Genomic DNA, 25,802 nt, shown 5'->3' with positions numbered 1-25,802 from the left:
GAATCAATGCCCAGGAAACGGCACCAGGCTATAACAGGTAATCCCCTGCTTTTCCAGACGCTGCTCGCCGCCCAGATCGAACAAATTAATGATGAACGCCGCATCGGTGACTTTCCCGCCCAGACGACGGATCAGCTTCACGGTCGCCTCAATGGTGCCGCCAGTCGCCAGCAGATCGTCCACGACCAGCACGTTGTCGCCAGGTTTAATCGCGTCGACATGGATTTCCAGCTGATCGGTGCCGTACTCTAATTCATAGGTCTCGGCAATAGTTTCACGCGGTAATTTGCGCGGTTTACGTACCGGAACAAAACCAACGCCCAGCCCAAGCGCAACCGGCGCGCCAAACAGGAAGCCACGCGCTTCGGTGCCGACCACTTTGGTGATACCCGCATTTTTATAACGCTCAACCAACAGTTCAATACTGAGCGCGTAGGCTTTCGGGTCTTCCAGTAAGCTGGTGACATCACGGAAAAGAATGCCCGGTTTCGGGTAATCCTGAATGCTTTTGATGCTGTTTTTGAGAAACTCAAGCTGCTGTGCAGTCGCGGTCATGGATATATGCCTGCTAAGTACGGTGTTACTCACGGCGCAATACTTTTCGGTCAGGGGTAACGCTCGGTTACTCTTTGACCGCCTGCGCCTGTGCTCGAAAACGGTCGAATTTACTGGCTGTGAACGACAATTGCAACAGCGATTCGTGTGCTTCAGCGCTTTTGTTGCTTTTCATCAATCACCGGTATCCGCCACATAAAAATCAGCAGACAGGCCAAAATAACCAACAGCAGCATCCGCACCCACATCATATTCACCAGCCACAGCGAAATACCAAAGGTCAGCAATATCAACGCGAACGCTCGCGGTTTCGCTCCCGGCGGCATGGCCCGATAGCGCTGCCAGTGGCGCAGATAACCGCCAAACCATGAGCGGTATAACAACCAGGCATGGAAACGCGGCGACGAGCGGGCGAAACACCAGGCCGCCAGTAAAATGAACGGCGTAGTCGGCAACAGGGGCAAAACCACGCCCAATGTCCCTAATACTACCGCCAGCCAGCCAATGATGATTAAAATAGTACGTTGCATAATGCGAATCGTTATCAAACAGAAGGCTACTGTAGCACAGCCTGTCTTATTTTCATCGGGGTGTTGAATTGAAAACCGCTATGCTGTTACAGACGCTGGAAGAGAGGCTGGCGACGCTACGCCAACGCTGCGCGCCGCTGGCGCAACATGCGACGTTAAGCGCGCGCTTTGACCGACACCTTTTCCGTACCCGCAGTACTCTGTTGCAGGGATATCTGGAAGAGGCTGACGCCAATCTCGCCGCGTTGCGTCAGGCGGTAAAACATGAGCAACTGCCGCAAGTCGCCTGGCTGGCGGAACATCTGGCTTCGCAACTGGAGGCGATATCGCGTGAAACCGCCGCCTGGTCGCTGCGCCAGTGGGACACCGCCGCGCCAGGGCTTGGCCGTTGGCAGCGCAGACGAATACAGCATCAGGAGTTTGAACGTCGACTACTGGCGATGACACAGGAGCGCAAAATTCGTCTGGCGCAGGCGACCGGCCTTGTCGAACAACAAACGCTGCAAAAGGAAGTCGAGATCTATGAAGGACGGCTGGCGCGTTGCCGACATGCGCTGGAGAAAATAGAAAACGTACTGGCGCGTTTAACCCGCTAACCCTGGAGAAAGTATGTCGCTTGAAAATGCCCCTGATGAAGTCAAACTGGCCGTGGATTTAATTGTGCTGCTTGAAGAGAATCGCTTACCGGCACGAACGGTGCTACGCGCGCTGGAAATAGTTATGCGAGATTATGAAAACAAGTTAAAAAGTACGGAAGACGACTCGCAAACAGAGTAATTGCCCTCTGGTTTGTCCTCGTTGTCGCTGACAGAGTGGTCGCTACAGTCAGGCAACAAGGGATGGGTCATGGAACGTCTACCCACCACGCCGCACGATGCGGTATTTCGACAGATGCTGATGCAAAAAGAGGTCGCCCGCGACTTTCTGGCTATCCACTTGCCAGAAGACTTTCTTGCAATCTGCGATCTGGATTCACTGAAGCTGGAGTCAGGGAGTTTTGTTGAAGACAATTTACGCAGCCGCTATTCAGATATTCTCTACTCTCTGCATACCCAACACGGCCCCGGGTATGTTTACGCGCTCATTGAACATCAGAGCAAATCAGACCGGCTGATGGCTTTTCGCCTGATGCGGTACGCCATTGCCGCCATGCAGCGTCATCTGGATGCCGGTCATGATACCTTGCCGCTGGTGGTACCAATCCTCTTTTATCACGGTCCGGAAAGCCCGTGGCCCTATAGCCTTAACTGGCATAATATGTTTGTGAAACCGGATATGGCGAAGGCCTTATACAGTCATGAATTTGCGCTGGTCGACCTAACGACAATGCCGGATAATCAGCTTTTGCAGCATCGGCGGATAGCGATGTTAGAGCTCCTGCAAAAACATATTCGTCAACGCGATTTAAGCGAACTGCTCGACCCCCTTATCACGCTTTTAACGCAGGATCATTTGACGGACACGCAGCTCAGTGTGCTGATCAACTATATGTTGAAAGCAGGAAACGCCGCAGAACCCGGGGCGCTAATTCGTCAACTGGCGCAGGGCGCGCCGCAGTATAAGGAACAACTGATGACAATAGCGGAATGGCTGGAAGAAAAAGGCCGAACGGAAGGGTTGCAAAAGGGTCTGCAAAAAGGCCTTGAGCAAGGGTTAGCACAAGGCCGTGAGGCCGAAGCGCGCGCTATTGCCCGCAAAATGCTTGCCAACGGGCTGGAACCTGGGCTCATCGCCAGCGTCACCGGCATTACGCCGGAAGAGCTTTCTACGCTTTCGCATTAGCGGCGCCGCGCGCACTCATAAAGCGCGCAGCCCACCGCCTTTTAGCTTGCCGCCGGCGCCAGATCGCCGCCGTTGAGATCGCGCTTCACTTCAGTGACTTCGTCGCCCTTCGCGTTATGCAGATGCACCTCAAGCTGGTTAAAGGCGATATTGATATCATTTTCACGGCACAGTCGATCGATCGCGCGGTTCAGTTCATCCACCGTATGGCTACGATCGCGCAATTCACGCACATACAGACGCAGTTCATGATCCAGAGTGCTGGCGCCAAAGGTGGTGAAGAATACGGCAGGTTCCGGATCGTGCATCACCTTCGGATGCTCCATCGCCGCCTGTAGCAGGACTCTTTTCACTTTCTCCAGATCCGAGCCATAAGCCACGCCAAGCCGGATAACCAGACGGGTCGTGGTATCGGAGAGGGACCAGTTAATCAGCCGCTCCGTTACGAATGCTTTGTTCGGAATGATCACTTCTTTACGATCAAAATCGGTAATAGTGGTGGCGCGAATACGAATCTTACTGACCGTGCCGGAGTAGGTGCCGATCGTTACCGTATCGCCAATGCGTACCGGACGTTCGAAGAGGATGATTAAACCCGAGACAAAGTTACCGAAGATCTCCTGTAGCCCAAAACCGAGACCCACCGACAACGCCGCCGCCAGCCACTGGAGTTTATCCCACGAGACGCCGAGCGATCCGAATACTGTCATCGCGCCAACAGCGATAATGACGTAGTTAAGGATCGTGGTGATCGCATACGAAGCCCCCTGGCGCATATTCAGACGTGAAAGCACCAGCACTTCCAACAGGCCGGGTAAGTTGCGGATGAGCGCCCAGGCCACCATCGCGGCAATAATGGCGAATAGCAAGCTGCCCATCGTCACGCTTTTCACCACCGCAGCGCCAGCTTCGGAGCCGTTGTAGTGCCACAGCGTGATGCTATCAAGATAGCTGAATACGGTGATCAAATCGGACCAAATCGCCCAGAACATAACGCCGAACAGGGCAAGCATTAGCAGCATCGTGATACGTAATGTTTGCTGGTTAATCTGCTCCAACGCGATGGCGGGTTCTTCCTGTGGCTCCGCGCCTTCCGCTCCCTCTTTTACCAGGTTCTGACGACGAGCCAGCGCGCGTCGCCAGGCAATCCGGCGTGCCGCTACGCTTAACCCGTGCAGCACCGTTTGATAAAGCAGGTTCCAGATAATGACCAGATAGACGGTTTCAATCCAGCGTCCCGCCAGGCGCAGGGTGGTATAGAAATAGCCGGTCGCCGTTAATACCATTAACGCCACCGGAATGATGGAAAGAATCGTCACGGTCACCAGTCGAATGCCGTGAGATTCTTTATCGCGCCAGCTTTCCCGGCACAGTGGCCACACCAGCAATGTTATGACCAGCAGATTGAGGAAAATAACCGCCTGCCCCAGCACGTCATCCATCAGATTCAGCGGCGACAACTCCGCCACCACAGACCAAAAGTGCAGCGGCAGCAATGCGAGGCTAATGCGTACAATCTGGCGACGCCAGTGGCTGGTCAACTGCGCCGGCATACCAAAATGGCGTATCGCCACGCCCTCTTTTTCCAGCACCTTCCAGCACAGCCCAAAGACCAGCCAGAACATCGCGAGCTTTTTACTAAAGGCCCAGAGCAGATCGCTGATATTTAGCTGCATGGTCAGCAGGATCAGTCCAAGCGCGAGGATAATCAGGCACACCGGCAGCGCGCGGATCAGATCGATCAGAATAGCTTTTGGCGTATTGAGCTGACTATCGTTACGCAGCGATCCCACGGCGGCGGCCAGCTTCTGTTGATACGCTTTTAACCATTTCAGACGCCAGCGGATTAAACCGGCGATGAGCAAGAGCGGCAACCCGGCCAAAAAAGCAATAAATACCGCGGGCCAGGCTTTTTGCCAGTTCACCGTGATTTTCATGGCGCTGAATTGCTCTTTTAACGTTTGGGGGAACGCTTTAAGCCAGTCCCAGTCCATAGGGCGGTTACTGTTCACCCAAAAAATCTGCTGCGTCAGAATGGCTTTCAGATTTTTCGATACGCTCATCAACTGCTGCTGGTTAACTTGCAGGTTAATCGCCATCATCAGCTGGTTACCCAACTGTTTATTTAGCTGATCCAATAGCTCACGGCGCATCTCCACCACCTGAAGCAACGCATCATGAACTTCATCATTCACCTCGCTGGTATGCCCCTCCTCCAGCTTGTCGACAAAGGCATCGCTTTGGAATAAGGCATCACGCTGCTGGTTGATTTCAAACTGCTCCAGACGCAAATCCGCAATGCGGTTGGTCATATCTTCGAGTTCGTCGGCGGAGGGCAGAGTTTGCTGCTGTTGATAAAGAATACGCGACAGCAACAGGCTGCCTTTTAAGACGGCAATCTGTTCTTTGATATTTCTTTCCGACTGCAGCGCGCGATCGAGCCAGTTTTTTACTTTAATGTTTTGCTGCATCAACATATTGCCGTTTTCGGTCGCGACAATCAGACGCTGGCTGAGTTGATGGTTAATATCCAGTTCCTGTTTTACCAGCGGGTTCGCCTGGATACGCGCCGTTTCGTCCGGCGAAATGGCCTCCTGGGCCGTTTTTTCCGTTAGCGTAAGTCGTTTACTGTTGACCGCCTCCTGTAAAAGTTGAAGCTGATGTTCAAGGCGATTACTGTTGGCCGTCACGTAATCTCGCTGTTTTTGCAGGGTGTCCTGCAAAACGGTATTCCCTTCAAGACTCTTACGTTGCTGGTCGATCTGCGCATTAAGCAGCGCCTGTTGTGCCTGTAATAACACCTGTTGGCTGGGGCGAAGCGCGGCTTCGCCGACGTTATTGCCGTCCAGACGGTTACGGATTTGCTGTATTTGCTGTGAGGCGGTATACATGGCGTTTTGCACGCGCTCAGGCTGGGTCTGTAGCGAAACAAGCTGGCTGTTATAAGCGGCAAGATCGTTTTGCGAATTTTGCAAATCATCCAGTACCTGCGCCACGCGCAGCTCAAGCTGACGTAGCGAAAGCGCACTCAGCGTTTTTCGCATTTCATCATCATTATCGACGTCGCTCAGCGCATTCAACGCAGCCGTCGCCTGACGCATTTTTTCAGGCGCCTGCGCCACCTTCTGCCGTAGCTGTACGGTCTCCTCTTTCACCCGCTCGATTTTATCCAGCGTAGCTAACGTATCAATAAGGTCCTGCTGGACGAGCTTATCCTGGGCGGAGAGATCTTTTTGCTTATTCAGCGTATCCAGCTGGTTTTGCACATCCGCTTTTGACGGCAGGTCGCCATTCGTTTGCCCCCGGGCAAATGCCAGAGACTGACAGGACAGCAGGATAATAAGGACGCTAATTGTAATAAAAACAAAATGCTGTGAACGTTTATAAAGCTGCAACATAGTCATGAGAATGAAGTGTCTGAACCGGCAAGCAGACCGGAAATAATTGAGTCGCAAGAATATCACGCCTGTAACAAACAGAATAGCGACACAGAAAATGTCCAGGAGTTTTCCTGGAATATTATCAGGTGGAGCCGTTGAACGTCGACGCGCGCAGCGTCGGACACAATTGATACATCTCCAGCAGGATCGTGACGTAGGCGCGAGCTTCTTTTTTTAAATCAAACGATTGCGGAGCAAATAACCAGTTTTCCATGAGCCCTGAAATAAAGCTGCGCATCAGTATCGCCGCACGACGGGTCAGCAGATTTTCAGGCAACATTTTAGCATTAATACAATGTTTTAACGTTTGTTCAATCCGATCGTAACTTTCCAGACAAAGGCTACGTTGCGCCTGTTGAACCACAACCATTTCTCCGACAAACTCACATTTATGGAATATAATCTCCATCAATAAGCGGCGTCGTTCTTCTGTTACAGTAGCTTCAAGAATATGAACTAAAATTTCTCTTAATACAGATAGTGGATCGTCGGGGAATTTTGCCTGATACTCAATCTCAAGCTCACCAATATTGGATTCTGATAGCTCCCAGATCTCACTGAATAAATCCGACTTATTTTTGAAATGCCAATAGATTGCGCCGCGCGTCACGCCAGCAGCGTTCGCAATCTCCGCCAGCGAGGTTGCTGATACGCCTTGCTGCGAGAACAAACGCAGGGCCACATCCAGGATGTGTTGTCGTGTCTCCAGCGCTTGTTGTTTGGTTTTTCGTGCCATATGTCGGTGAATTTACAGGCGTTAGATTTACATACATTTATGGATGTATGTACCATAGCACGACGATAATATAAACGCAGCAATGGGTTTAAGGACCTTTGACCATTGACCAATTTGAAATCGGACACTCGAGGTTTACATATGAACAAAAACAGAGGGTTAACGCCTCTGGCGGTCGTTCTGATGCTCTCAGGCAGCTTAGCGCTAACAGGATGTGACGACAAACAGGACCAGCAAGGCGGCCAGCAGATGCCAGAAGTTGGAGTTGTCACACTAAAAACGGAACCACTGCAAATCACAACTGAACTTCCGGGTCGTACCGTTGCTTACCGTATCGCCGAAGTTCGCCCACAGGTAAGCGGCATTATCCTGAAGCGTAATTTCGTTGAGGGAAGTGATATCGAAGCGGGAGTCTCTCTCTATCAGATTGATCCTGCGACCTACCAGGCGACTTACGACAGCGCTAAGGGCGATTTGGCAAAAGCGCAGGCCGCCGCGAATATCGCTGAACTGACGGTGAAGCGTTATCAAAAGCTGCTGGGTACGCAGTACATCAGTAAGCAGGAATACGATCAGGCGCTGGCTGACGCGCAACAAGCGACTGCCGCCGTTGTCGCAGCAAAAGCCGCCGTTGAAACCGCACGTATCAACCTGGCGTATACCAAAGTCACCTCACCGATTAGCGGTCGTATTGGTAAGTCATCCGTAACGGAAGGCGCGCTGGTACAGAACGGTCAGGCGTCGGCGCTGGCGACAGTGCAGCAGTTGGACCCTATTTATGTCGATGTGACCCAGTCCAGCAATGATTTCCTGCGCCTGAAGCAGGAGCTGGCAAATGGTTCGCTGAAGCAGGAAAACGGCAAAGCGAAGGTCGATCTGGTGACCAGCGACGGTATCAAATTCCCGCAATCCGGTACGCTTGAATTCTCCGACGTTACCGTTGACCAAACCACCGGATCTATTACTTTGCGCGCCATCTTCCCTAACCCGGATCACACCTTATTGCCAGGAATGTTCGTTCGCGCACGTCTGCAGGAAGGGACAAAACCGACGGCATTACTGGTTCCACAACAGGGCGTTACCCGTACTCCACGCGGCGATGCCACGGTGCTGGTGGTTGGCGCTGATAACAAAGTGGAAACCCGCCAAATCGTCGCAAGCCAGGCGATCGGCGATAAGTGGCTGGTCACTGACGGGTTGAAAGCGGGCGACCGCGTAGTCGTCAGCGGGCTGCAAAAAGTACGTCCTGGCGCACAGGTTAAAGTGCAGGAAATTACCGCGGATAACAAACAGCAAGCCGCAAGCGGTGATCAACCTGCTCAGCCCAGGTCTTAACTTAAACAGGAGCCGTTAAGACATGCCTAATTTCTTTATCGATCGCCCTATATTTGCGTGGGTGATCGCCATCATCATCATGTTGGCAGGGGGGCTCGCGATCCTCAAATTGCCGGTAGCGCAATATCCGACGATTGCGCCACCAGCAGTGACGATCTCCGCAACCTACCCTGGCGCTGATGCGAAAACGGTACAGGATACCGTCACGCAGGTTATCGAACAGAATATGAACGGTATCGATAACCTGATGTACATGTCCTCCAACAGTGACTCCACGGGGACCGTGCAGATCACGCTGACCTTTGAATCCGGCACCGATGCGGATATCGCGCAGGTTCAGGTTCAGAACAAGTTGCAACTGGCAATGCCGTTACTTCCCCAGGAAGTACAGCAACAGGGCGTGAGCGTTGAGAAGTCCTCAAGTAGCTTCCTGATGGTAGTGGGCGTCATTAACACCGACGGCACCATGACCCAGGAGGATATTTCGGATTACGTTGCCGCCAATATGAAAGATCCGATCAGCCGTACCTCTGGGGTGGGCGACGTTCAGCTGTTTGGTTCGCAGTATGCGATGCGTATCTGGATGAATCCGACAGAGCTGACCAAATACCAACTGACGCCGGTCGACGTGATTAACGCGATCAAAGCGCAGAACGCCCAGGTCGCGGCAGGTCAGCTCGGTGGTACGCCGCCGGTTAAAGGCCAGCAGCTTAACGCATCGATTATTGCCCAAACGCGTCTGACCTCAACGGATGAGTTTGGCAAAATCCTGCTGAAGGTGAATCAGGATGGCTCCCAGGTTCGTCTGCGGGATGTAGCGAAAATTGAGCTTGGCGGCGAAAACTACGACGTCATCGCGAAATTTAACGGTCAGCCAGCGTCAGGTCTTGGCATCAAACTGGCTACCGGCGCCAACGCGCTGGATACCGCTACCGCTATTCGCGCCGAACTGAAAAAAATGGAACCATTCTTCCCGCCAGGGATGAAAATCGTCTACCCGTATGACACCACGCCGTTCGTGAAGATCTCTATTCATGAAGTGGTAAAAACGCTGGTCGAAGCGATTATCCTCGTGTTCCTGGTGATGTACCTGTTCCTGCAGAACTTCCGCGCGACGTTGATTCCGACTATTGCGGTTCCGGTGGTGTTGTTGGGAACCTTTGCCGTGCTTGCGGCATTCGGTTTCTCGATAAACACGCTGACGATGTTCGGGATGGTGCTCGCCATCGGCTTGCTGGTGGATGACGCCATCGTGGTGGTCGAGAACGTCGAACGTGTTATGACGGAAGAAGGCCTTCCGCCGAAGGAAGCGACGCGCAAATCCATGGGCCAGATTCAGGGCGCATTGGTGGGTATCGCGATGGTACTGTCGGCGGTATTTATTCCGATGGCCTTCTTTGGCGGCTCAACCGGGGCAATTTATCGTCAGTTCTCTATCACCATCGTATCGGCGATGGCGCTGTCGGTGCTGGTCGCGCTGATCCTGACGCCCGCGCTGTGCGCGACGATGCTCAAACCCGTCGCCAAAGGCGATCATGGCGAAGGGAAAAAAGGCTTTTTCGGCTGGTTTAACCGCCTGTTCGATAAGAGCACGCATCACTACACCGATAGCGTAGGGAATATTCTGCGCAGCACCGGGCGTTACCTGCTGCTCTATCTCATTATCGTCGTCGGTATGGCTTATCTGTTCGTTCGTCTGCCAAGCTCTTTCTTGCCGGATGAAGACCAGGGCGTATTCCTGACAATGGTCCAGCTCCCCGCCGGCGCGACGCAAGAGCGCACACAAAAAGTGCTGGATGAGGTCACGGATTACTATCTGAACAAAGAGAAAGCCAACGTTGAATCGGTATTCGCCGTCAACGGCTTCGGTTTTGCAGGGCGCGGTCAGAATACCGGTATTGCATTCGTGTCGTTGAAAGACTGGGCCGATCGTCCAGGCGAAAAAAACAAGGTTGAAGCGATTACCCAGCGGGCAACCGCAGCGTTTTCACAAATTAAAGATGCGATGGTCTTCGCCTTTAACCTACCGGCGATTGTTGAACTGGGCACCGCAACCGGGTTTGACTTCGAGTTGATTGACCAGGCGGGACTTGGCCATGAAAAACTCACCCAGGCACGTAATCAGTTGTTCGGCGAGGTGGCGAAATATCCTGATCTGCTGGTCGGCGTTCGACCTAACGGCCTGGAAGATACGCCGCAGTTTAAAATCGATATCGACCAGGAAAAAGCTCAGGCGCTGGGCGTGTCTATTAGCGACATTAATACTACGCTGGGCGCAGCATGGGGCGGCAGCTATGTAAACGACTTTATCGATCGCGGTCGTGTGAAGAAAGTTTACGTGATGTCCGAAGCGAAATACCGCATGTTGCCGGATGATATTAACGACTGGTACGTTCGTGGTAGCGATGGTCAGATGGTGCCGTTCTCCGCATTCTCCTCTTCCCGCTGGGAATATGGTTCGCCGCGTCTGGAACGCTATAACGGTCTGCCTTCGATGGAAATTCTGGGTCAGGCGGCGCCAGGCAAGAGTACTGGTGAAGCGATGGCGATGATGGAGGAACTGGCCAGCAAGCTGCCGTCAGGCATTGGGTATGACTGGACCGGGATGTCCTACCAGGAACGGTTGTCCGGCAACCAGGCCCCTGCCCTGTATGCTATCTCGCTGATCGTCGTCTTCCTGTGTCTGGCGGCATTGTATGAGAGCTGGTCTATCCCGTTCTCCGTAATGCTGGTTGTTCCGCTTGGGGTTATCGGCGCGCTGCTGGCTGCGACCTTCCGCGGACTGACTAACGACGTTTACTTCCAGGTGGGCCTGCTCACAACCATTGGGTTGTCGGCGAAGAACGCGATACTTATCGTCGAATTCGCCAAAGACTTAATGGATAAAGAAGGGAAAGGTCTGGTAGAAGCGACGCTGGAGGCCGTCCGGATGCGTTTGCGCCCGATTCTGATGACCTCGTTAGCGTTCATGCTGGGGGTTATGCCGCTGGTTATCAGTTCCGGCGCGGGTTCCGGCGCGCAGAATGCGGTAGGTACTGGCGTACTGGGCGGGATGGTAACGGCAACCGTACTGGCTATTTTCTTCGTACCGGTCTTCTTCGTGGTGGTACGCCGCCGCTTTAGCCGTAAAAGCGAAGATATTGAGCATAGTCATTCGACAGAACATCGCTGATTTGCTCACTGTTGATAAGGCCGCGCAAGCGGCCTTTTTTACGCAAAAATCATAAAATACGCTTATTGTTAGATTGATTATTTTTTGCCATATTAATAAAAGGTATAATCCTTACTGCGTTAAAGGCTTTTCTTAGGAAAGTTGGCCATTTCTTAATTCATCCATTAATTAAGAAATATTAAGAATATTCCTGGCTATTTTCTCCTGTCAGAGTCTATTGTTTTAGCCTGAAAAGCTAAAAAACGTTAACCCAATGATTACACAAACAATAAAACTGGTTCCTTTTTAGGCGACCGACGATCACTGTTAAAATTCGAAAAAGTATGGCAACACGCGGCTTTCACGCAATTGTAATTTTTCGTAATATGACGATGAAAAGTTTTTTAGAGTAGATTATAGTTAAATCATAAGGTGACGTGGGAAGTACCAGGTTAGTTAGTTGTATCCATCCCGAAGGTGTTCGGTTAGTTTAAGCCACTAAAAAGGGGATGCATTATGGACGAATACTCACCCAAAAGACATGATATAGCACAGCTTAAATTTCTTTGCGAAACCCTGTATCATGACTGTCTTGCAAACCTTGAAGAAAGCAACCATGGCTGGGTTAATGACCCGACCTCAGCAGTCAACCTGCAGCTCAATGAGCTGATAGAGCATATTGCAACTTTCGCGCTTAATTATAAAATTAAGTATAATGAAGACAATAAATTGATTGCGCAGATAGATGAATACCTGGACGACACCTTTATGTTGTTCAGCAGCTATGGTATTAATACGCAGGATTTGCAAAAATGGCGTAAATCGGGCAACCGCCTGTTCCGTTGTTTCGTCAACGCCACCAGGGCTAATCCTGTTAGTTTGTCTTGTTAAAAATTATTACAATCATAGGTAGAATTTATGTCTGATAAACCATTAACTAAAACTGATTATTTGATGCGTTTACGGCGCTGTCAGACAATTGACACTCTGGAGCGCGTCATTGAGAAAAATAAATATGAATTGTCCGACAATGAGCTGGCTGTATTTTACTCAGCTGCGGATCACCGTCTTGCAGAATTGACGATGAACAAACTCTACGACAAGATCCCCTCTTCAGTATGGAAATTCATTCGTTAATCACGCTACATTACTTTTTAGAGAACACGCAGGTGTTATCTGCCTCCTCGTTCTGGCTAATAACACAACGGGCTATTATAGAACAGTGATATAGATCACATACCAATAGCAGGGAACGTTCCCTCTAATACTTTATTATTGCTTCTATTGCGATAATATCCACCAAGGGGAGCGCGCGATGAGTGACGAAAAACAAAAAATGATCGCTGGGGCACTGTATTGCCCGACCGATGAAACTTTATGCCAGGATCGACTGCGGGCGCGTCAACTCATCCATCAATACAATTATACTACGCCTGATGAAATAAATAAGCGTCAGGCGATTTTACGCGACCTGTTGGGTCGATGCGAAGACGCCTATATTGAACCTTCCTTTCGTTGCGACTACGGCTATAATATTTTTCTTGGTCACTCCTTTTACGCTAACTTCGACTGCGTCATGCTTGATGTTTGCCCAATTCATATTGGCGATAATTGTATGCTCGCGCCAGGGGTACATATCTATACCGCCACGCACCCGCTGGACGCCGTCGAACGCAACAGCGGCAGAGAATTAGGTAAACCCGTCACTATCGGAAATAACGTCTGGATAGGCGGACGAGCCGTCGTTAATCCTGGCGTAACCATCGGCGATAACGTCGTCGTCGCTTCAGGCGCTGTGGTGACAAAAAACGTACCGCCAGACGTCGTGGTAGGTGGAAACCCGGCGCGAATCATTAAAAAATTGTAGTTAAAATGATAACTGTTATGCTAATTCGTGGTTAATCTGTTACTTTTTTCACGTTACACCTCCCTTTAAAATGGGCTGTTACTACCCCCTATGTCGCAGAAATCATGAAGGCAAAAGATGACAGAGATACAGCGCCTGCTTAGCGAAACTATTGATGACTTAAACGTCCGTGAAAAACGCGATAACAGGCCGCGTTTTAGTATCAGTTTTATCCGCAAGCATCCTGGGTTATTTATCGCGATGTATGCAGCCTGGTTTGCGACGCTGGCGGTCATGCTGCAATCAGAAACGCTGGTGGGGTCAGTGTGGCTGTTAGTGGTGTTATTTATCGCATTTAATGGCTTCTTCTTTTTCGACATCGCCCCGCGTTATCACTATAACGACATCGATGTGCTGGACCTCCGGGTCTGTTACAACGGCGAATGGTACAACACCCGCTTTGTTCCCCCCACGCTCATTGAGACGATTCTTCAGTCTCCACAGGTGGATAATGAACATAAAGTCCAGCTGCAAAAAATGGTTGCCCGTAAGGGCGAACTTTCCTTCTACGATATTTTTACGCTGGCCCGCGCAGAAGCCAGCCGGTAATAAAAAAGTGCGCACCCTCCCTGGTACGCACTGCTTTCCCTGAACTGTTGTTTTTTTAACGTCTTTTTTTACGCCCCTGAACCGCCTTAAAACGCGGATTTGTTTTACAAATCACGTATAAGCGTCCTTTGCGTTTGACTATCTGGCAATCCGGATGCCGTTGTTTTGCATTGCGAAGTGAGTTTAACACCTGCATTTCATTTACCCCTTTTAGCGCCGATAAAATGACCGAAACGTTTCTGGAAGCGTGCGGCGCTACTTTCGCTATCAAACGTTTTCTGTCTACCGGTATAAAAAGGATGCGATTTTGATGACACATCAATAGTGACATACGGATATGTCACGCCGTCCAGTTCGATTTCACGTTCAGTTTTGATAGTTGATCCCACTTTCACATATTCATTTACGCTGGTGTCATGAAATACGACGGTGCGGTATACAGGATGAATATCAGGTTTCATTGCGCCCTCTCAATTATGTTATAACATAACAATAAAATACGCTATCAACGTTCCTTTTTCAACCGGTAAACATTCACGATCTCTTCCTGGCGGCAAAAGCAATGTGGCGTAACGCGTTAGTCTGGCGCCTGAATCTGTAAAATCGATAAAATAGCTTTATCATTCGAGGGCGCGATTTACGATCGGATATACTTTCTCTACGCTGTGTTTATAAGGACATCACTGTGACAACACGACATCTGGTCAGCCTGGTAACGGGAGTGCTTATCCTGTCTGTCCTTTTCCCGATAGGATTGAGCCTGTGGCTGGCGCACCGTCAAGTTGAAAAAAGGTTTAATGAAGAGCTGGATATCTTCTCGTCCCGGGTGGCGCTACGTACAGAAAGGGTCAGTGACCAGGCAAAAGCCGCGTTAACGCATATTGCCTCCTTTAAAGGCGAGCCCTGCAGCAGCGCCCATTTACTCGCCATGCGCCGCGTGTCTTATAGCTTTCGGTATGTCCAGGAAGTTCTGTATCTTAAAAATTCGATTCCCGTTTGCTCCTCACTTGAAAAAGAGAGCCATATTCCCGCTTTCCCTCCGCCTATGAAAATCACTCGCGACGGTTATCGCGCCTGGTTTACGGCGCAAAACGATCTGGGTATAAAACGCTATATGGCGGCACTCGGGAGCGACAGCTATATCGTGATGATCGACCCGGCGTCCTTTATCGATGTGATTCCGTTTGGCGCATGGCCGATTGACGTCGCTATTATTGGCCGGGAACGCAATACTGTGGTTGCCAGCAGCGGTAACCTTGACCCCGCTATTCTTCCGCTCATTCACCATGAGACGCCCCTGCGGCTGGAAAACCGAGGCATTCAGTATGCTATCCACCCCTTTCCGGAAATGGGTATAACTATCGTAAGCTGGGCACCGACCGCTCCGCTGGAAAGGAGCTGGTATCGACAAGCGTTTATCTGGCTACCGGCGGGCATCGTAACGGGTCTGCTGGCTGCGGCCTTTATTCTGCGTATTTTGCGTCGGCTACAGTCGCCCCGCCACCGTCTCCAGGATGCGATAGACAATCGCGAAATTAACGTACACTATCAGCCTATTGTCTCCCTGAGCAGCGGAAAAATTGTCGGTGCCGAAGCCTTAGCTCGCTGGCAACAGGCGGACGGCACCTTCCTTTCGCCGGAAATTTTTATCGCGCTGGCTGAACAAACCGGGCTCACGGAGCCGCTAACCCGGCTAATCATCGAAACCGTTTTTGAAGACATGGGGAGTTGGTTAAAGTCCCATCCCGAACAACATATTTCAATCAATCTTGAGGCATCCGATCTGGCGTCGGAAACGTTGCCGACGCTGTTAAGCACGCTGCTGAACCGTAGCCAAATTTCTCCGTCGCAAATCGCGCTTGAGTTAACGGAGCGCGAGTTCGCCGATCCGAAAACCAGCGCGCCCATTGTCGCCAGATACCGTAACGCGGGTCATTCCATTTATATTGATGACTTTGGCACCGGCTATTCCAGCCTCAGCTACTTACAAAATCTGGATGTGGATGTCCTTAAAATTGATAAATCTTTTGTCGATGCGCTGGAATATAAAAACGTCACGCCGCATATTATTGAAATGGCGAAAACGCTCAAACTCAAGATGGTCGCAGAAGGCATCGAAACGACCAGGCAAGAACAGTGGCTACGCCAGCATGGCGTACATTATGGTCAGGGCTGGTTATACAGTAAACCCCTACCCGCTACGGCATTTATTCTTTGGGCGGAACAGCGGCTATAACGTCGCACAGCAGAAAAGAACAGTGTGGAGAGGCACAAATGGGTGGGGGCCCTGCCAGCTACATCCCGGCACACGCGTCATCTGCCTTGGCTGCTTCCTTCCGGACCTGACCTGGTAAACAGAGTAGCGTTGCGGGAGAACCAACAGAGCCCCCATTGAGAGCGTTGTGAACCAACGCGCAGGCGCATTATCACTGCTATATCGCGCAATTGCAACCCATCAGGCATCGGATGCTGGTTTCTTGCGCATCCGGGCTTTCCTCCCCCCTTATTCCAGATTATCCTGAAGCATTAACGCAGGATTCTATTATGGATATTCAGGACACATTTCCTCAACGCGTCTGGCAAATCGTCGCCTCGATCCCGGAAGGATTTGTCACGACCTACGGTGATGTCGCCCGGCTTGCCGGTTCGCCTCGGGCGGCGCGTCAGGTCGGCGGAGTTTTAAAACGTCTGCCGGAAGGCAGCACTTTACCATGGCATCGGGTGGTGAACCGCCACGGCGCAATATCACTTACCGGGCCGGATCTACAGCGGCAACGTCAGGCATTACTGGCGGAAGGCGTGGTGGTGTCGGGAAGCGGACAAATCGATTTACAACGCTATCGCTGGGTGTATTAACCCTCTCCGTAACGGAGAGGGGTGGCGCAGGATTAATACTGGGTAGGCGCAGGAACGGCAGAAGACGGATTGACCTGGGTCGGTGAGGTCGATGGAACCGTCGTCGTCGCACCGCCGCTGGCCTGCACAGGCACCGCCGTTTGCTGTACCGGTACCAGCGTCAGATCCGCTTTAGTGCCGCCATTATTAATCACCGGTTTCACGCTATCGGTAATAAATACCAGCTTATTGTCAACGGTGATGGCCGCGCTCAGGAGAATACGCGCGTTAGGTTGAATATCTGATGGGTTAAACGGCAACACAAAACTGAAAGGCGCCTGTTTACCTTCGGTACGTACCGCTTTTTGCGACAGCACCTTAGACGGCGCATCAGCCAGCGAAGCATCTGAAAGCGTCACGGTCAGCACCGCATCTGGCGGCAGAGCGACCTTCTGGCGGATCCAGACGGTACCGGAAACATTGGGTTGCTGAATAGTAGACTGGTTAGCTGTAATCGACATGTTAGGGTTTGGCGCAGGCGTCTGGATATCAGCGCTTTTATCAGCGCAGGCCGCCAGAGATATCGCAACCGCTAAACCACTTACGATGTGCACGAGTTTCATTCAATTCTCCTTATCATCAATGCACCAGCAGGCCTTTCCCCCCGCCGGAAGAGTGGTTAACAGAAACATAACGTGATTAAGTGTGGCACATGTCACTCATTTTTGCCTGGAATTGGTCTGTTATTCAGACTTTTGTACCCATCGGACCACTTGCAAAATTGCGTTATACTCTGCCCTACCTCGCTTCGGCATCGTTGTCACCTGGAGAGTATGTATGAGTCAGACACTGAATAATTTGCTGACATTATTGAATCTGGAAAAAATTGAAGAAGGACTCTTTCGGGGCCAAAGTGAAGACTTAGGGCTGCGCCAGGTATTTGGCGGTCAGGTGGTGGGCCAGGCGCTCTATGCCGCCAAAGAAACGGTGCCGGAAGCGCGACTGGTACATTCATTCCACAGTTATTTTCTGCGGCCAGGCGACAGCCAAAAACCCATTATCTATGACGTAGAAGTGCTGCGCGATGGGAACAGCTTCAGCGCCCGCCGCGTTGCCGCTATTCAGAACGGGAAACCCATCTTTTATATGACCGCCTCATTCCAGGCGCCGGAACCGGGTTTTGAACATCAAAAAACCATGCCGACGGCAGTCGGGCCGGAAGGACTACCGTCAGAAACGGAAATCGCGCAATCGCTGGCGCATTTACTGCCGCCGATTCTGAAAGAAAAGTTTCTCTGCGATCGCCCGCTGGAAATTCGTCCCGTCGAATTTCACAATCCGTTGAAAGGTCACGTCGCCGCGCCTGTGCGTCAGGTATGGATTCGCGCCAACGGCACCGTTCCGGATGACATTCGCGTCCATCAATATTTACTGGGATATGCCTCGGATCTGAATTTCCTTCCCGTCGCGCTTCAGCCTCACGGCATCGGTTTTCTGGAAAAGGGCATTCAGATCGCCACTATTGATCACTCTATGTGGTTCCATCGTCCGTTCAATTTTAATGAATGGCTACTTTATAGCGTGGAGAGCACTTCCGCCTCCAGCGCCCGGGGCTTTGTTCGCGGCGAGTTTTATACTCAGGATGGCGCGTTGGTCGCTTCAACCGTGCAGGAAGGGGTAATGCGTAATCACAATTAAAAAACATGCCGCTATGCGGCGTTAATGGCCTGATGACGCTGCGCTTATCCGGCCTACGGTAGACTGGGTCAGCGCAGCGCCATCAGGCATGTTGCGCAATCACGCGTTATACGCATTCTCGCCGTGACTGTTCACATCCAGCCCCTCGCGCTCCTGCTCTTCCGGTACACGCAGTCCAACAAAGATATCCGCCAGTTTGTAACCAACAAACGCGACAACACCGGACCAGACGACCGTAATAGCAATACTTTCCAGCTGTACCATCACCTGATGTCCCATCGTAACGCCGTCGACAAAGCCAACGCCGCCCAGCGAACTGGCGGCAAAAACGCCGGTCAGGATACAGCCGACTATTCCGCAAACGCCGTGAACGCCAAATACGTCGCACGGATCATCTACCCGTAGCAGACGTTTAAGCATGGTGACTCCCCACAATCCCGCCAGACCCGCAATAACGCCGATAACCAGCGCGCCGCCAACGCCAACATAGCCACAGGCTGGCGTCACGCCGACCAGACCGGCAATCGCGCCGGAACACGCTCCCAGCAGGGAAGGCTTACCGCGTAGCGTCCACTCGCCGATAATCCACCCCAGAATCGCGGCGGCGGTCGCCACCACGGTGTTCACAAAGGCCAGCGCTGCTATCTCGTTTGCGCTACCCGCAGAACCCGCGTTAAACCCAAACCAGCCGATATACAGAATCGCAGTACCGGTAAAGACCATCGGCAGGTTATGGGGTTTAAATGCTTCTTTCCCAAAGCCGACGCGTTTGCCAATTAAATAAGCCCCCACCAGCCCGGCGATAGCGGCGTTAATATGCACCACCGTACCACCGGCAAAATCCAGCGCGCCGTGAGCAGCCAGCAGGCCGCCGCCCCACACCATGTGCGCAATCGGAATATAAGAGAGCGTGAACCACACCACGACAAAAATCAGTACCGCCGAAAAACGAATACGCTCCGCCAGCGCGCCGACAATCAGCCCGACGGTAATACAGGCGAAAGATCCCTGAAACGCGACATGAATATACTGATAAATCGTACCCGTTACCGCCGTCAACGCGATATTCTTCAACATCGCCCCATCGGCATTACCGAAGAAATGATTCCCTTCGCCAAAAGCCAGCGAATAGCCGTACACCACCCATAAAATACAGACCAGCGCAAAGGTGACGGTCACTTGCGTTAACATTGACAGCACGTTCTTGGCGCGAATTAATCCGCCGTAAAACAGCGCGATACCCGGTATCGTCATGAACAGCACCAGCGCGGTGCAAATCATCATAAAAGCACTATCCGCTTTATCGGCAACCGCTGGCGCGGCTATCGTTAGCCCAGGCAGCAGCGCCATTGAAGCCAGTGTGGTTTTTATCATCGCTATCTTCATTTTTTCATTTCCTGTTGCTGTGTGGCGGGTCTTACAGCGCTGCTTCGTCAGCTTCGCCGGTACGAATCCGAATAACGCGCATGAGCTCCGCGACGAAAATTTTGCCGTCGCCAATTTTTCCGGTGTAAGCCGCTTTACTGATGATATCGATCACCTCTTCCAGTTGGTCGTCGGCGATAGCCACATCAATTTTGACCTTCGGCAGGAAATTCACGCTGTACTCCGCGCCGCGATACAGTTCGGCGTGTCCTTTCTGACGGCCAAACCCTTTCACTTCGGTGACGGTCAGTCCCTGAATGCCAATGGAAGAAAGCGCCTCCCGCACATCCTCCAGCTTGAACGGTTTGATAATCACGGTAACCAGCTTCATAGAACCCTCCAGTCAGAATTAGGTAACGGCTGCCGCCGCGCATGGACTCTTCAGAATGGATATTGCAAAGGATGTGCCAGAAGCTGGCGAGCGAGGAAAAGCGCGGTTAGCGGCGCGTCTTTATATTGACGCGCCCCAAAATCGAAGCAGGGAAAGAAAAACGCACCACGACGGTGCATGATGGGCGCGGTTTTGCCCTGTGGCGCCAAACCTTACGCCGTAGGGCCGGATTCTTCGTGTACGCTGGCGGCTAACTCCTCGCCAACTAACTGTAATTGATACATTTGCCAGTAGCGCCCTTGCGCCGCCAGCAATTGTTGATGCGTCCCGCGCTCCACCGCCTGGCCGCGATGGAGAACCAGAATGGTATCTGCCTCCACGATTGTCGATAGCCGATGGGCAATAACCACCAGCGTGGTGCGCTCGCGAATCGCCGCCAGCGCCTGCTGTATCGCCTGCTCCGTGCCGGAATCGATGCTGGCCGTCGCTTCATCAAGAATTAATATTTGCGGGGCGTCAACCAGCACGCGCGCCAGCGCCAATAGCTGTTTTTGCCCGACGGACAGCGTATTTCCCTGCTCGCCGAGATGCGTATGCAGCCCGTCGCTCAGGCCGCGCGCCAGGTCTGCCAGTTGTACCGTTTCCAGCGCCTGCCACACCTGCGCCTCGGAGACATCGCGCCCCAGCGTCACATTAGCCAGAAAGGTATCCGCCATCACTACCGGGTCCTGTTGAACCATCGCCACGCCCTGGCGTAAAACGCGATGATTAAGAGAGGAGATCTCTCGCCCATCCAGCCGAATTTCGCCTTGTGTCAGGGGGTAATACCCCATTAATAAGCTGGCGAGCGTGCTCTTCCCGCTGCCGGTGTGCCCCACCAGCGCCACAAAGCTACGGGACGGTACTGATAGCGTAATGTCCTGTAAAACAAGATTATCGTCGCGGTAAGCAAACGACAGATGATCAATATCAATCGCCCCGCTTTGTAACGGCCTGTCATCGCTGCCATAGCGCTGGCGCGGGCGATCCATCAGTTCAAAAACACGCTCTCCCGCCACAACCGCCTGCTGTAGCATGGATTGCTGGGTGGTCAGTTCAATGAGCGGCTCGTTCAGACGTGACAAATAGCTAATGAACGCATACAGCACCCCGACCTCAATCGTGCCGGCAGACGTAAAGCTGAAAAGCATCAACAAACCGCATAAAATGAGCGCGGAAAAGAGGCTAAGCAGCGGACGCAATAAAAAGCCGTCCAAGCGCAGCGTCTGCATCCGCGCCATGTAGTGCGAGCGGCTGGCCTCGCCCATGCGTTCGCCGAAGCGCGCCTGCTGGCGAAACTGCTGGATTACGCTCATCCCATTGATGATTTCGTTAAAGCCGTCGTTAATATCCGCCAGGTATGCCCGCACGCGGCGTACAATCGGCGTGCTGTAGCGCTGATAAATGATCATCACGGTCAATACCGCCGGAAAAATCAAAATCGCCACCAGCGCCATCCGCCAGTCAAGGCTGAACATAGCGACCAGCATGGCGCCGATCAACGCCGCGCTACGTAATACCGTTGCGACGACCGTGACGTATAGATCGCGGATGACTTCCGTATCGTTGGTCACGCGTGAAATTAATTGTCCGACAGGCTGCGTGTCGAAGGCGCTTAGCGGCTGACGCAAGGCGGCATCCATGACGTCCGTGCGCAAGGACTGAACCACGCCAACGGCCGCCCGGTTAAATAATAAAGACTGGGCGTAATGGAGACCCGCCGCCAGAAACTGTAGCCCCACATAGGCGGCCGCCAGCCCCGCGACCTTGCCCAACGGTAAATGGTGGCGGGCCACCATGTTATCAATGAAATAGCTGATCAGCAGCGGACCGCTAACCTCCGCCGCCGCCGCAATCCACAGCATCATCACCGCGACAGAGAGCGGTTTTCGCCATGGCGAGCCATACGCCAGCAACCGTTTCAGCGTCGGCCATAGCTGTCCAAAACTACGCATTCGCCGCCTCCTCGCCGCGTTCCGGCGCGTCATCCAGAGCGGCCTCCAGTTGCTGATAGCGATACATATCGCGATACCAGCCAATCTGCTGCGCCAGTTGATCGTGATCGCCGCGCTGAACAACATGACCATGTTGCATAACGATAATTTCATTGGCGTCGGTCAGCGCGGATAAACGATGCGCGCTGATGATGACCGTACGCCCTTCGCCCCACTGGCGCAAATTATGCAAAATCTGATGCTCCGTGCGGCCATCTACTGCAGAAAGCGCATCATCAAGAAGCTGAATTTCCGCATTTAACAGTAGCGCTCTGGCAATCGAGATACGCTGTTTTTGCCCTCCCGATAACATGACGCCACGTTCACCTACCTGCGTGTCGTAGCCCTGAGGCAAACGGAGAATATCCTCATGTACGCTGGCTAAACGCGCCACCTGTTCAATCTCCTCCTGAGTCGCCTCCGGGCGTCCGAGTGCAATATTATTGGCAATAGAGTCCGAGAACAAAAACGGCGTCTGGCTGACGACCGCCAGTCGGCTACGCCAGCTATCCAGTTGCAGATGCGTCAACGGCATGTCATGGAATCGGATCTCTCCCTGCGTCACATCAAAATGGCGCTGGATAAGCGACAAGATTGTGCTTTTCCCCGCGCCGGTCGGACCGCATATCCCCAGCATCTGACCCGGTTTAAGACGAAAGTTCACATTCTCCAGCGCCGGATGCGTCGTTTGCGGATAACAAAACTCACGAATGGCCGCCGTCAGTTCGCCGCGCCCCGCCGGGACCGGCTCTTCGCCATCCTTAACTACCGGCGCTTCCGCCAGCATGGCGCGGATGCGGCTGTATGCGGCGCTCCCCCGCTCCACGATATTAAACATCCAGGCCAGCGCCAGCATCGGCCAAATCATCAACCCCAGATACATCATAAAGCTGGTGAGTTCGCCCAGCGTCAGGCTGCCGTTAACCACCATCCAGCTTCCGCCGCTAATCGCGAGCAGGTTCGCCATGCCAATGGCGATGTAAATGGTTGGATCAAAACGCGCGTCAATACGCGCCACGCGCATATTTTTCTTGCCGGTATCTTCGGCATCCGCCGCAAACAGCGAAGACTGGCGATCCTCCAGACCAAACGCTTTGATCATGCGGATGCTGGTCAGACTCTCCTGCGTGCGATCGTTCAGGCTGGAGAAGGCGGCCTGCGCCAGTTTGAAATAATCATGCAGCCGATCGCCGTAACGTTTGATCATCAGCGCCATAATCGGCATCGGCAACAGCGCTAATAGCGTTAGCTGCCAGCTAATTTGCGTCGACATGACAATCAGTACCGCGCAGCCCATTACCAGCGAGTCAACCAGCGTCAGAACGCCCTCGCCCGCCGCAAATACGACGCGATCCACATCATTCGTCGCGCGCGCGATAAGATCGCCCGTCCGATGGCGCTGATAAAATTCAGGATGCTGACGACTCAGCTGGCGATAATAATCCTCACGCAGTTCGACGGCTAATTGATAAGAAGCGCCAAATAGCAGCACGCGCCAGACATAGCGCAACAAATAGACCACTACGGCGATCAGAGCAATGGTGCCAATCCACATCGCTATTCGGCCTGGAGTAAAATGCTGTGCGGTTACGCCATCCACGACAATCCCCACCACTTTGGGCGGGATCAGCTGAAGCATCGCAATAAGCATAAGCAGGGCCACCGCGCCAAGATAGCGACGCCATTCCCGGCGAAAGTACCAGCTTAATTGAGCAAATAATCGCACGCGTTATTTCCTGATATGATTTCCGGCAATACCGGGAGAATTATTCAATGGGCAGAGAGGTGGTGTACTTAATCTGTTCCATCGCAAAACTGGAGGTGACGTCTGACAGTCCTGGGACGCTATTGACCAGACGTTTATAGAAGTCGTCATACCGCTTCATGTCGGCCACCTGAACTCGCATCAGATAGTCGTATTCCCCCGCCATCCGCCAGAAGCCAAGCACTTCCGGCATCTCAGAGACGACGGTCACGAACCGACAGTACCATTCACTGCTGTGGTGCTGCGTTTTTATCAACACAAAAGCAGTTAATCCCAGCCCCAGTTTTTCCGGGTCCAGCAGCGCGACCCTGCCAAGCAGGATACCGTCATCTTCCAGGCGTTTAAGCCGCTTCCAGCAAGGCGTTGTCGTCAGATTAACGGCATCCGCCAGCGCCTGCAAAGAGAGGGTACAGTCCTGCTGCAATAAGCAAAGCAGTTTACGGTCAATTTTATCTAACATACCCACTCCATAGAGAATATTTTTCTCCTTACATTGTAATTTAAAGGTCAAATAGCAACAATTTTTTCCGTACTTTTCGCTACTCTTGGCACAAAATGATAAATGGATATTAATGATGAGTAGCAATTGGGTTAAAAATGCCATTAATGAAATTAACGCTGACCACCAGCGCTCGGCGGATACGCATCTTATTCGTTTGCCCCTGTCGGCATTTCCAGGTATCCAGCTTTACCTGAAAGACGAAAGCACGCATCCCACCGGTAGCCTCAAGCATCGTCTGGCGCGCTCGCTGTTCCTTTATGGGCTGTGCAATGGCTGGATTAAAGAAGGCACTCCGATTATTGAAGCGTCATCAGGCTCAACGGCGATTTCCGAAGCCTGGTTCGCGCGTTTACTGGGACTACCGTTCATCGCCGTCATGCCCGCCTGTACCGCAAAACGTAAAATCGAACAGATTCAATTTTACGGCGGCCACTGTCATTTTGTGGAGAGCGCCTGCGAAATTTATGCCGCCTCCGAGCGGCTGGCGCATGAACTGAACGGTCACTATATGGACCAGTTTACCTACGCAGAACGAGCTACCGACTGGCGGGGCAACAATAATATTGCCGACAGTATTTTCCGCCAGATGCGCAACGAACCCCATCCAGTACCGCGATTTATCGTCATGAGCGCCGGAACGGGCGGAACCTCTGCGACGATTGGGCGCTATATTCGCTGCCAGGGCTATGATACTCAGCTCATGGTGGTGGATCCGGAAAATTCCGTCTTTTTACCTTACTGGCAGGATCGCGACGCTTCATTACGCAGCCCGGTGGGCAGTAAAATTGAAGGAATTGGTCGTCCGCGAGTAGAGCCTTCTTTTATTCCGGATGTCGTGGATGAGATGCTGCGCGTGCCGGACGCCGCCAGCGTTGCCACCGCACACTGGCTGGAAACGCAGCTAGGCCGTAAAGTCGGCGCCTCTACCGGCACGAATATGTGGGGAGCGCTGCAGCTTGCGGCCCGGATGCGCGAGGCTGGAGAAACCGGCGCTATCGTGACGTTATTGTGCGATAGCGGCGATCGCTATCTGGATACCTATTACCATCCGTCCTGGGTTAGCGACCATATCGGCGATTTGACGCCGTGGTCAGCGGCCATCGAAAAATTACTTACCGGCGACTAGAAACAATAAATATCCTCCGGCATAGCCGGAGGTTTTTCTGATGCGCCTGTAAGGCTTTCTTACCAGCCGCGCCCTAACAGGCGCATACGATCTGACATTTGCA

Annotated in this window: 25 protein-coding genes and 1 other RNA gene; 13 read left to right on the top strand and 13 right to left on the bottom strand. The window is 52.4% G+C overall.

The genetic code is table 11. The features are described from left to right. Positions 1–3 precede the first annotated feature (3 nt). Positions 4–555: an adenine phosphoribosyltransferase gene (gene apt, locus ACLJR2_RS10350; RefSeq protein ID WP_000127350.1), complete on the bottom strand. Its 552-nt coding sequence runs from the start codon at positions 553–555 to the stop codon at positions 4–6. A 152-nt stretch (positions 556–707) separates the two neighbouring features. Beyond that, positions 708–1,085, bottom strand: coding sequence for a DUF454 family protein (locus ACLJR2_RS10345; RefSeq protein WP_001533991.1), 378 nt, complete (start codon positions 1,083–1,085; stop codon positions 708–710). 68 nt (positions 1,086–1,153) lie between these two features. Between ACLJR2_RS10345 and priC the strand changes: the two genes are divergently transcribed. The 3 genes from priC to ACLJR2_RS10330 all read left to right on the top strand — a co-directional run bounded on the left by priC (position 1,154) and on the right by ACLJR2_RS10330 (position 2,867). Beyond that, positions 1,154–1,681, top strand: coding sequence for a primosomal replication protein N'' (priC, locus tag ACLJR2_RS10340; protein ID WP_001519637.1), 528 nt, complete (start codon positions 1,154–1,156; stop codon positions 1,679–1,681). 13 nt (positions 1,682–1,694) lie between these two features. Continuing rightward, complete coding sequence (gene rsmS / locus ACLJR2_RS10335) at positions 1,695–1,862, top strand: pleiotropic regulatory protein RsmS (RefSeq protein WP_000051161.1); 168 nt, start codon at positions 1,695–1,697, stop codon at positions 1,860–1,862. 69 nt (positions 1,863–1,931) lie between these two features. Continuing rightward, positions 1,932–2,867: an Rpn family recombination-promoting nuclease/putative transposase gene (locus ACLJR2_RS10330; protein ID WP_000440517.1), complete on the top strand. Its 936-nt coding sequence runs from the start codon at positions 1,932–1,934 to the stop codon at positions 2,865–2,867. Positions 2,868–2,908: 41 nt separating this feature from the next. On the opposite strand, the gene mscK is transcribed toward ACLJR2_RS10330, so the two are convergent. Both mscK and acrR read right to left on the bottom strand, forming a co-directional pair. After that, the gene (gene mscK, locus ACLJR2_RS10325; RefSeq protein WP_043991109.1) at positions 2,909–6,271 is read right to left on the bottom strand and encodes a mechanosensitive channel MscK; all 3,363 of its coding nucleotides are present in this window, start codon (positions 6,269–6,271) and stop codon (positions 2,909–2,911) included. A gap of 118 nt (positions 6,272–6,389) precedes the next feature. Beyond that, positions 6,390–7,043, bottom strand: a complete 654-nt coding sequence (gene acrR, locus ACLJR2_RS10320) for a multidrug efflux transporter transcriptional repressor AcrR (RefSeq protein WP_000101754.1) — start codon at positions 7,041–7,043, stop codon at positions 6,390–6,392. 141 nt (positions 7,044–7,184) lie between these two features. Between acrR and acrA the strand changes: the two genes are divergently transcribed. The 6 genes from acrA to ACLJR2_RS10290 all read left to right on the top strand — a co-directional run bounded on the left by acrA (position 7,185) and on the right by ACLJR2_RS10290 (position 13,984). Beyond that, a complete protein-coding gene (acrA, locus tag ACLJR2_RS10315; RefSeq protein WP_001039202.1) occupies positions 7,185–8,378 on the top strand; it encodes a multidrug efflux RND transporter periplasmic adaptor subunit AcrA in 1,194 nt (397 codons plus the stop codon). A gap of 22 nt (positions 8,379–8,400) precedes the next feature. Then, positions 8,401–11,550, top strand: a complete 3,150-nt coding sequence (acrB, locus tag ACLJR2_RS10310) for an efflux RND transporter permease AcrB (protein ID WP_001132508.1) — start codon at positions 8,401–8,403, stop codon at positions 11,548–11,550. Positions 11,551–12,045: 495 nt separating this feature from the next. Then, positions 12,046–12,420 carry an Hha toxicity modulator TomB gene (tomB, locus tag ACLJR2_RS10305; protein ID WP_000344807.1) on the top strand — a complete coding sequence of 125 codons (375 nt, stop codon included), beginning with the start codon at positions 12,046–12,048 and terminating at the stop codon, positions 12,418–12,420. 27 nt (positions 12,421–12,447) lie between these two features. Further along, on the top strand, positions 12,448–12,666 hold the full coding sequence (locus tag ACLJR2_RS10300; RefSeq protein ID WP_001280991.1) for an HHA domain-containing protein: 219 nt from the start codon (positions 12,448–12,450) through the stop codon (positions 12,664–12,666). A 178-nt stretch (positions 12,667–12,844) separates the two neighbouring features. Next, complete coding sequence (gene maa, locus ACLJR2_RS10295) at positions 12,845–13,396, top strand: maltose O-acetyltransferase (protein WP_001278793.1); 552 nt, start codon at positions 12,845–12,847, stop codon at positions 13,394–13,396. Positions 13,397–13,513: 117 nt separating this feature from the next. Beyond that, positions 13,514–13,984 (top strand): YlaC family protein, encoded by a 471-nt coding sequence (locus tag ACLJR2_RS10290; RefSeq protein WP_000136183.1) that lies wholly within the window; start codon positions 13,514–13,516, stop codon positions 13,982–13,984. Positions 13,985–14,039: 55 nt separating this feature from the next. Here ACLJR2_RS10290 and ykgO read toward each other — a convergent pair whose 3' ends face one another. Both ykgO and ACLJR2_RS10280 read right to left on the bottom strand, forming a co-directional pair. Next, the gene (ykgO, locus tag ACLJR2_RS10285) at positions 14,040–14,180 is read right to left on the bottom strand and encodes a type B 50S ribosomal protein L36 (RefSeq protein WP_001197749.1); all 141 of its coding nucleotides are present in this window, start codon (positions 14,178–14,180) and stop codon (positions 14,040–14,042) included. 1 nt (position 14,181) lies between these two features. Beyond that, positions 14,182–14,445 (bottom strand): type B 50S ribosomal protein L31, encoded by a 264-nt coding sequence (locus ACLJR2_RS10280; RefSeq protein ID WP_000801422.1) that lies wholly within the window; start codon positions 14,443–14,445, stop codon positions 14,182–14,184. Between the two features lie 224 nt (positions 14,446–14,669). Between ACLJR2_RS10280 and ACLJR2_RS10275 the strand changes: the two genes are divergently transcribed. Next, positions 14,670–16,220, top strand: coding sequence for an EAL domain-containing protein (locus ACLJR2_RS10275; protein ID WP_000213145.1), 1,551 nt, complete (start codon positions 14,670–14,672; stop codon positions 16,218–16,220). 49 nt (positions 16,221–16,269) lie between these two features. Here ACLJR2_RS10275 and ffs read toward each other — a convergent pair. Beyond that, positions 16,270–16,366: signal recognition particle sRNA small type (gene ffs, locus ACLJR2_RS10270), an RNA gene on the bottom strand. A gap of 84 nt (positions 16,367–16,450) precedes the next feature. On the opposite strand from ffs, the gene ACLJR2_RS10265 reads away from it, so the two are divergent. Further along, positions 16,451–16,840 carry an MGMT family protein gene (locus ACLJR2_RS10265; RefSeq protein WP_000961285.1) on the top strand — a complete coding sequence of 130 codons (390 nt, stop codon included), beginning with the start codon at positions 16,451–16,453 and terminating at the stop codon, positions 16,838–16,840. Positions 16,841–16,872: 32 nt separating this feature from the next. On the opposite strand, the gene ACLJR2_RS10260 is transcribed toward ACLJR2_RS10265, so the two are convergent. Further along, positions 16,873–17,442 (bottom strand): YbaY family lipoprotein, encoded by a 570-nt coding sequence (locus ACLJR2_RS10260; protein ID WP_000779802.1) that lies wholly within the window; start codon positions 17,440–17,442, stop codon positions 16,873–16,875. A gap of 214 nt (positions 17,443–17,656) precedes the next feature. Between ACLJR2_RS10260 and tesB the strand changes: the two genes are divergently transcribed. Then, positions 17,657–18,517, top strand: a complete 861-nt coding sequence (gene tesB / locus ACLJR2_RS10255; RefSeq protein ID WP_000084176.1) for an acyl-CoA thioesterase II — start codon at positions 17,657–17,659, stop codon at positions 18,515–18,517. A 99-nt stretch (positions 18,518–18,616) separates the two neighbouring features. Here the strand turns inward: tesB and amtB are convergent, their stop codons facing one another. The 5 genes from amtB to decR all read right to left on the bottom strand — a co-directional run bounded on the left by amtB (position 18,617) and on the right by decR (position 24,531). Further along, entirely contained in the window at positions 18,617–19,903 is a 1,287-nt protein-coding gene (gene amtB / locus ACLJR2_RS10250; protein ID WP_000684924.1) for an ammonium transporter AmtB, read from the bottom strand. A gap of 31 nt (positions 19,904–19,934) precedes the next feature. Next, on the bottom strand, positions 19,935–20,273 hold the full coding sequence (gene glnK / locus ACLJR2_RS10245) for a P-II family nitrogen regulator (RefSeq protein WP_000780341.1): 339 nt from the start codon (positions 20,271–20,273) through the stop codon (positions 19,935–19,937). A gap of 212 nt (positions 20,274–20,485) precedes the next feature. Continuing rightward, positions 20,486–22,267 (bottom strand): SmdB family multidrug efflux ABC transporter permease/ATP-binding protein, encoded by a 1,782-nt coding sequence (locus ACLJR2_RS10240; protein WP_001256076.1) that lies wholly within the window; start codon positions 22,265–22,267, stop codon positions 20,486–20,488. Then, complete coding sequence (locus ACLJR2_RS10235) at positions 22,260–24,032, bottom strand: SmdA family multidrug ABC transporter permease/ATP-binding protein (protein ID WP_001235561.1); 1,773 nt, start codon at positions 24,030–24,032, stop codon at positions 22,260–22,262. Before ACLJR2_RS10235 ends, ACLJR2_RS10240 begins: the two co-directional genes overlap by 8 nt. Before the next feature lie 40 nt (positions 24,033–24,072). Next, a complete protein-coding gene (gene decR / locus ACLJR2_RS10230; RefSeq protein WP_000884593.1) occupies positions 24,073–24,531 on the bottom strand; it encodes a DNA-binding transcriptional regulator DecR in 459 nt (152 codons plus the stop codon). Positions 24,532–24,643: 112 nt separating this feature from the next. Here decR and cdsH point away from each other — a divergent pair, with 112 nt between their 5' ends. Continuing rightward, positions 24,644–25,699 carry a cysteine desulfhydrase gene (gene cdsH, locus ACLJR2_RS10225; RefSeq protein WP_000987851.1) on the top strand — a complete coding sequence of 352 codons (1,056 nt, stop codon included), beginning with the start codon at positions 24,644–24,646 and terminating at the stop codon, positions 25,697–25,699. The last annotated feature ends 103 nt before the right edge of the window (positions 25,700–25,802 follow it).

Source organism: Salmonella sp. SAL03688 (assembly GCF_046551895.1).
Taxonomy (GTDB): domain Bacteria; phylum Pseudomonadota; class Gammaproteobacteria; order Enterobacterales; family Enterobacteriaceae; genus Salmonella; species Salmonella enterica.
The sequence above is the reverse complement of the archived record's forward strand: the minus strand, read 5'-3'. Positions and strand labels throughout refer to the sequence as shown.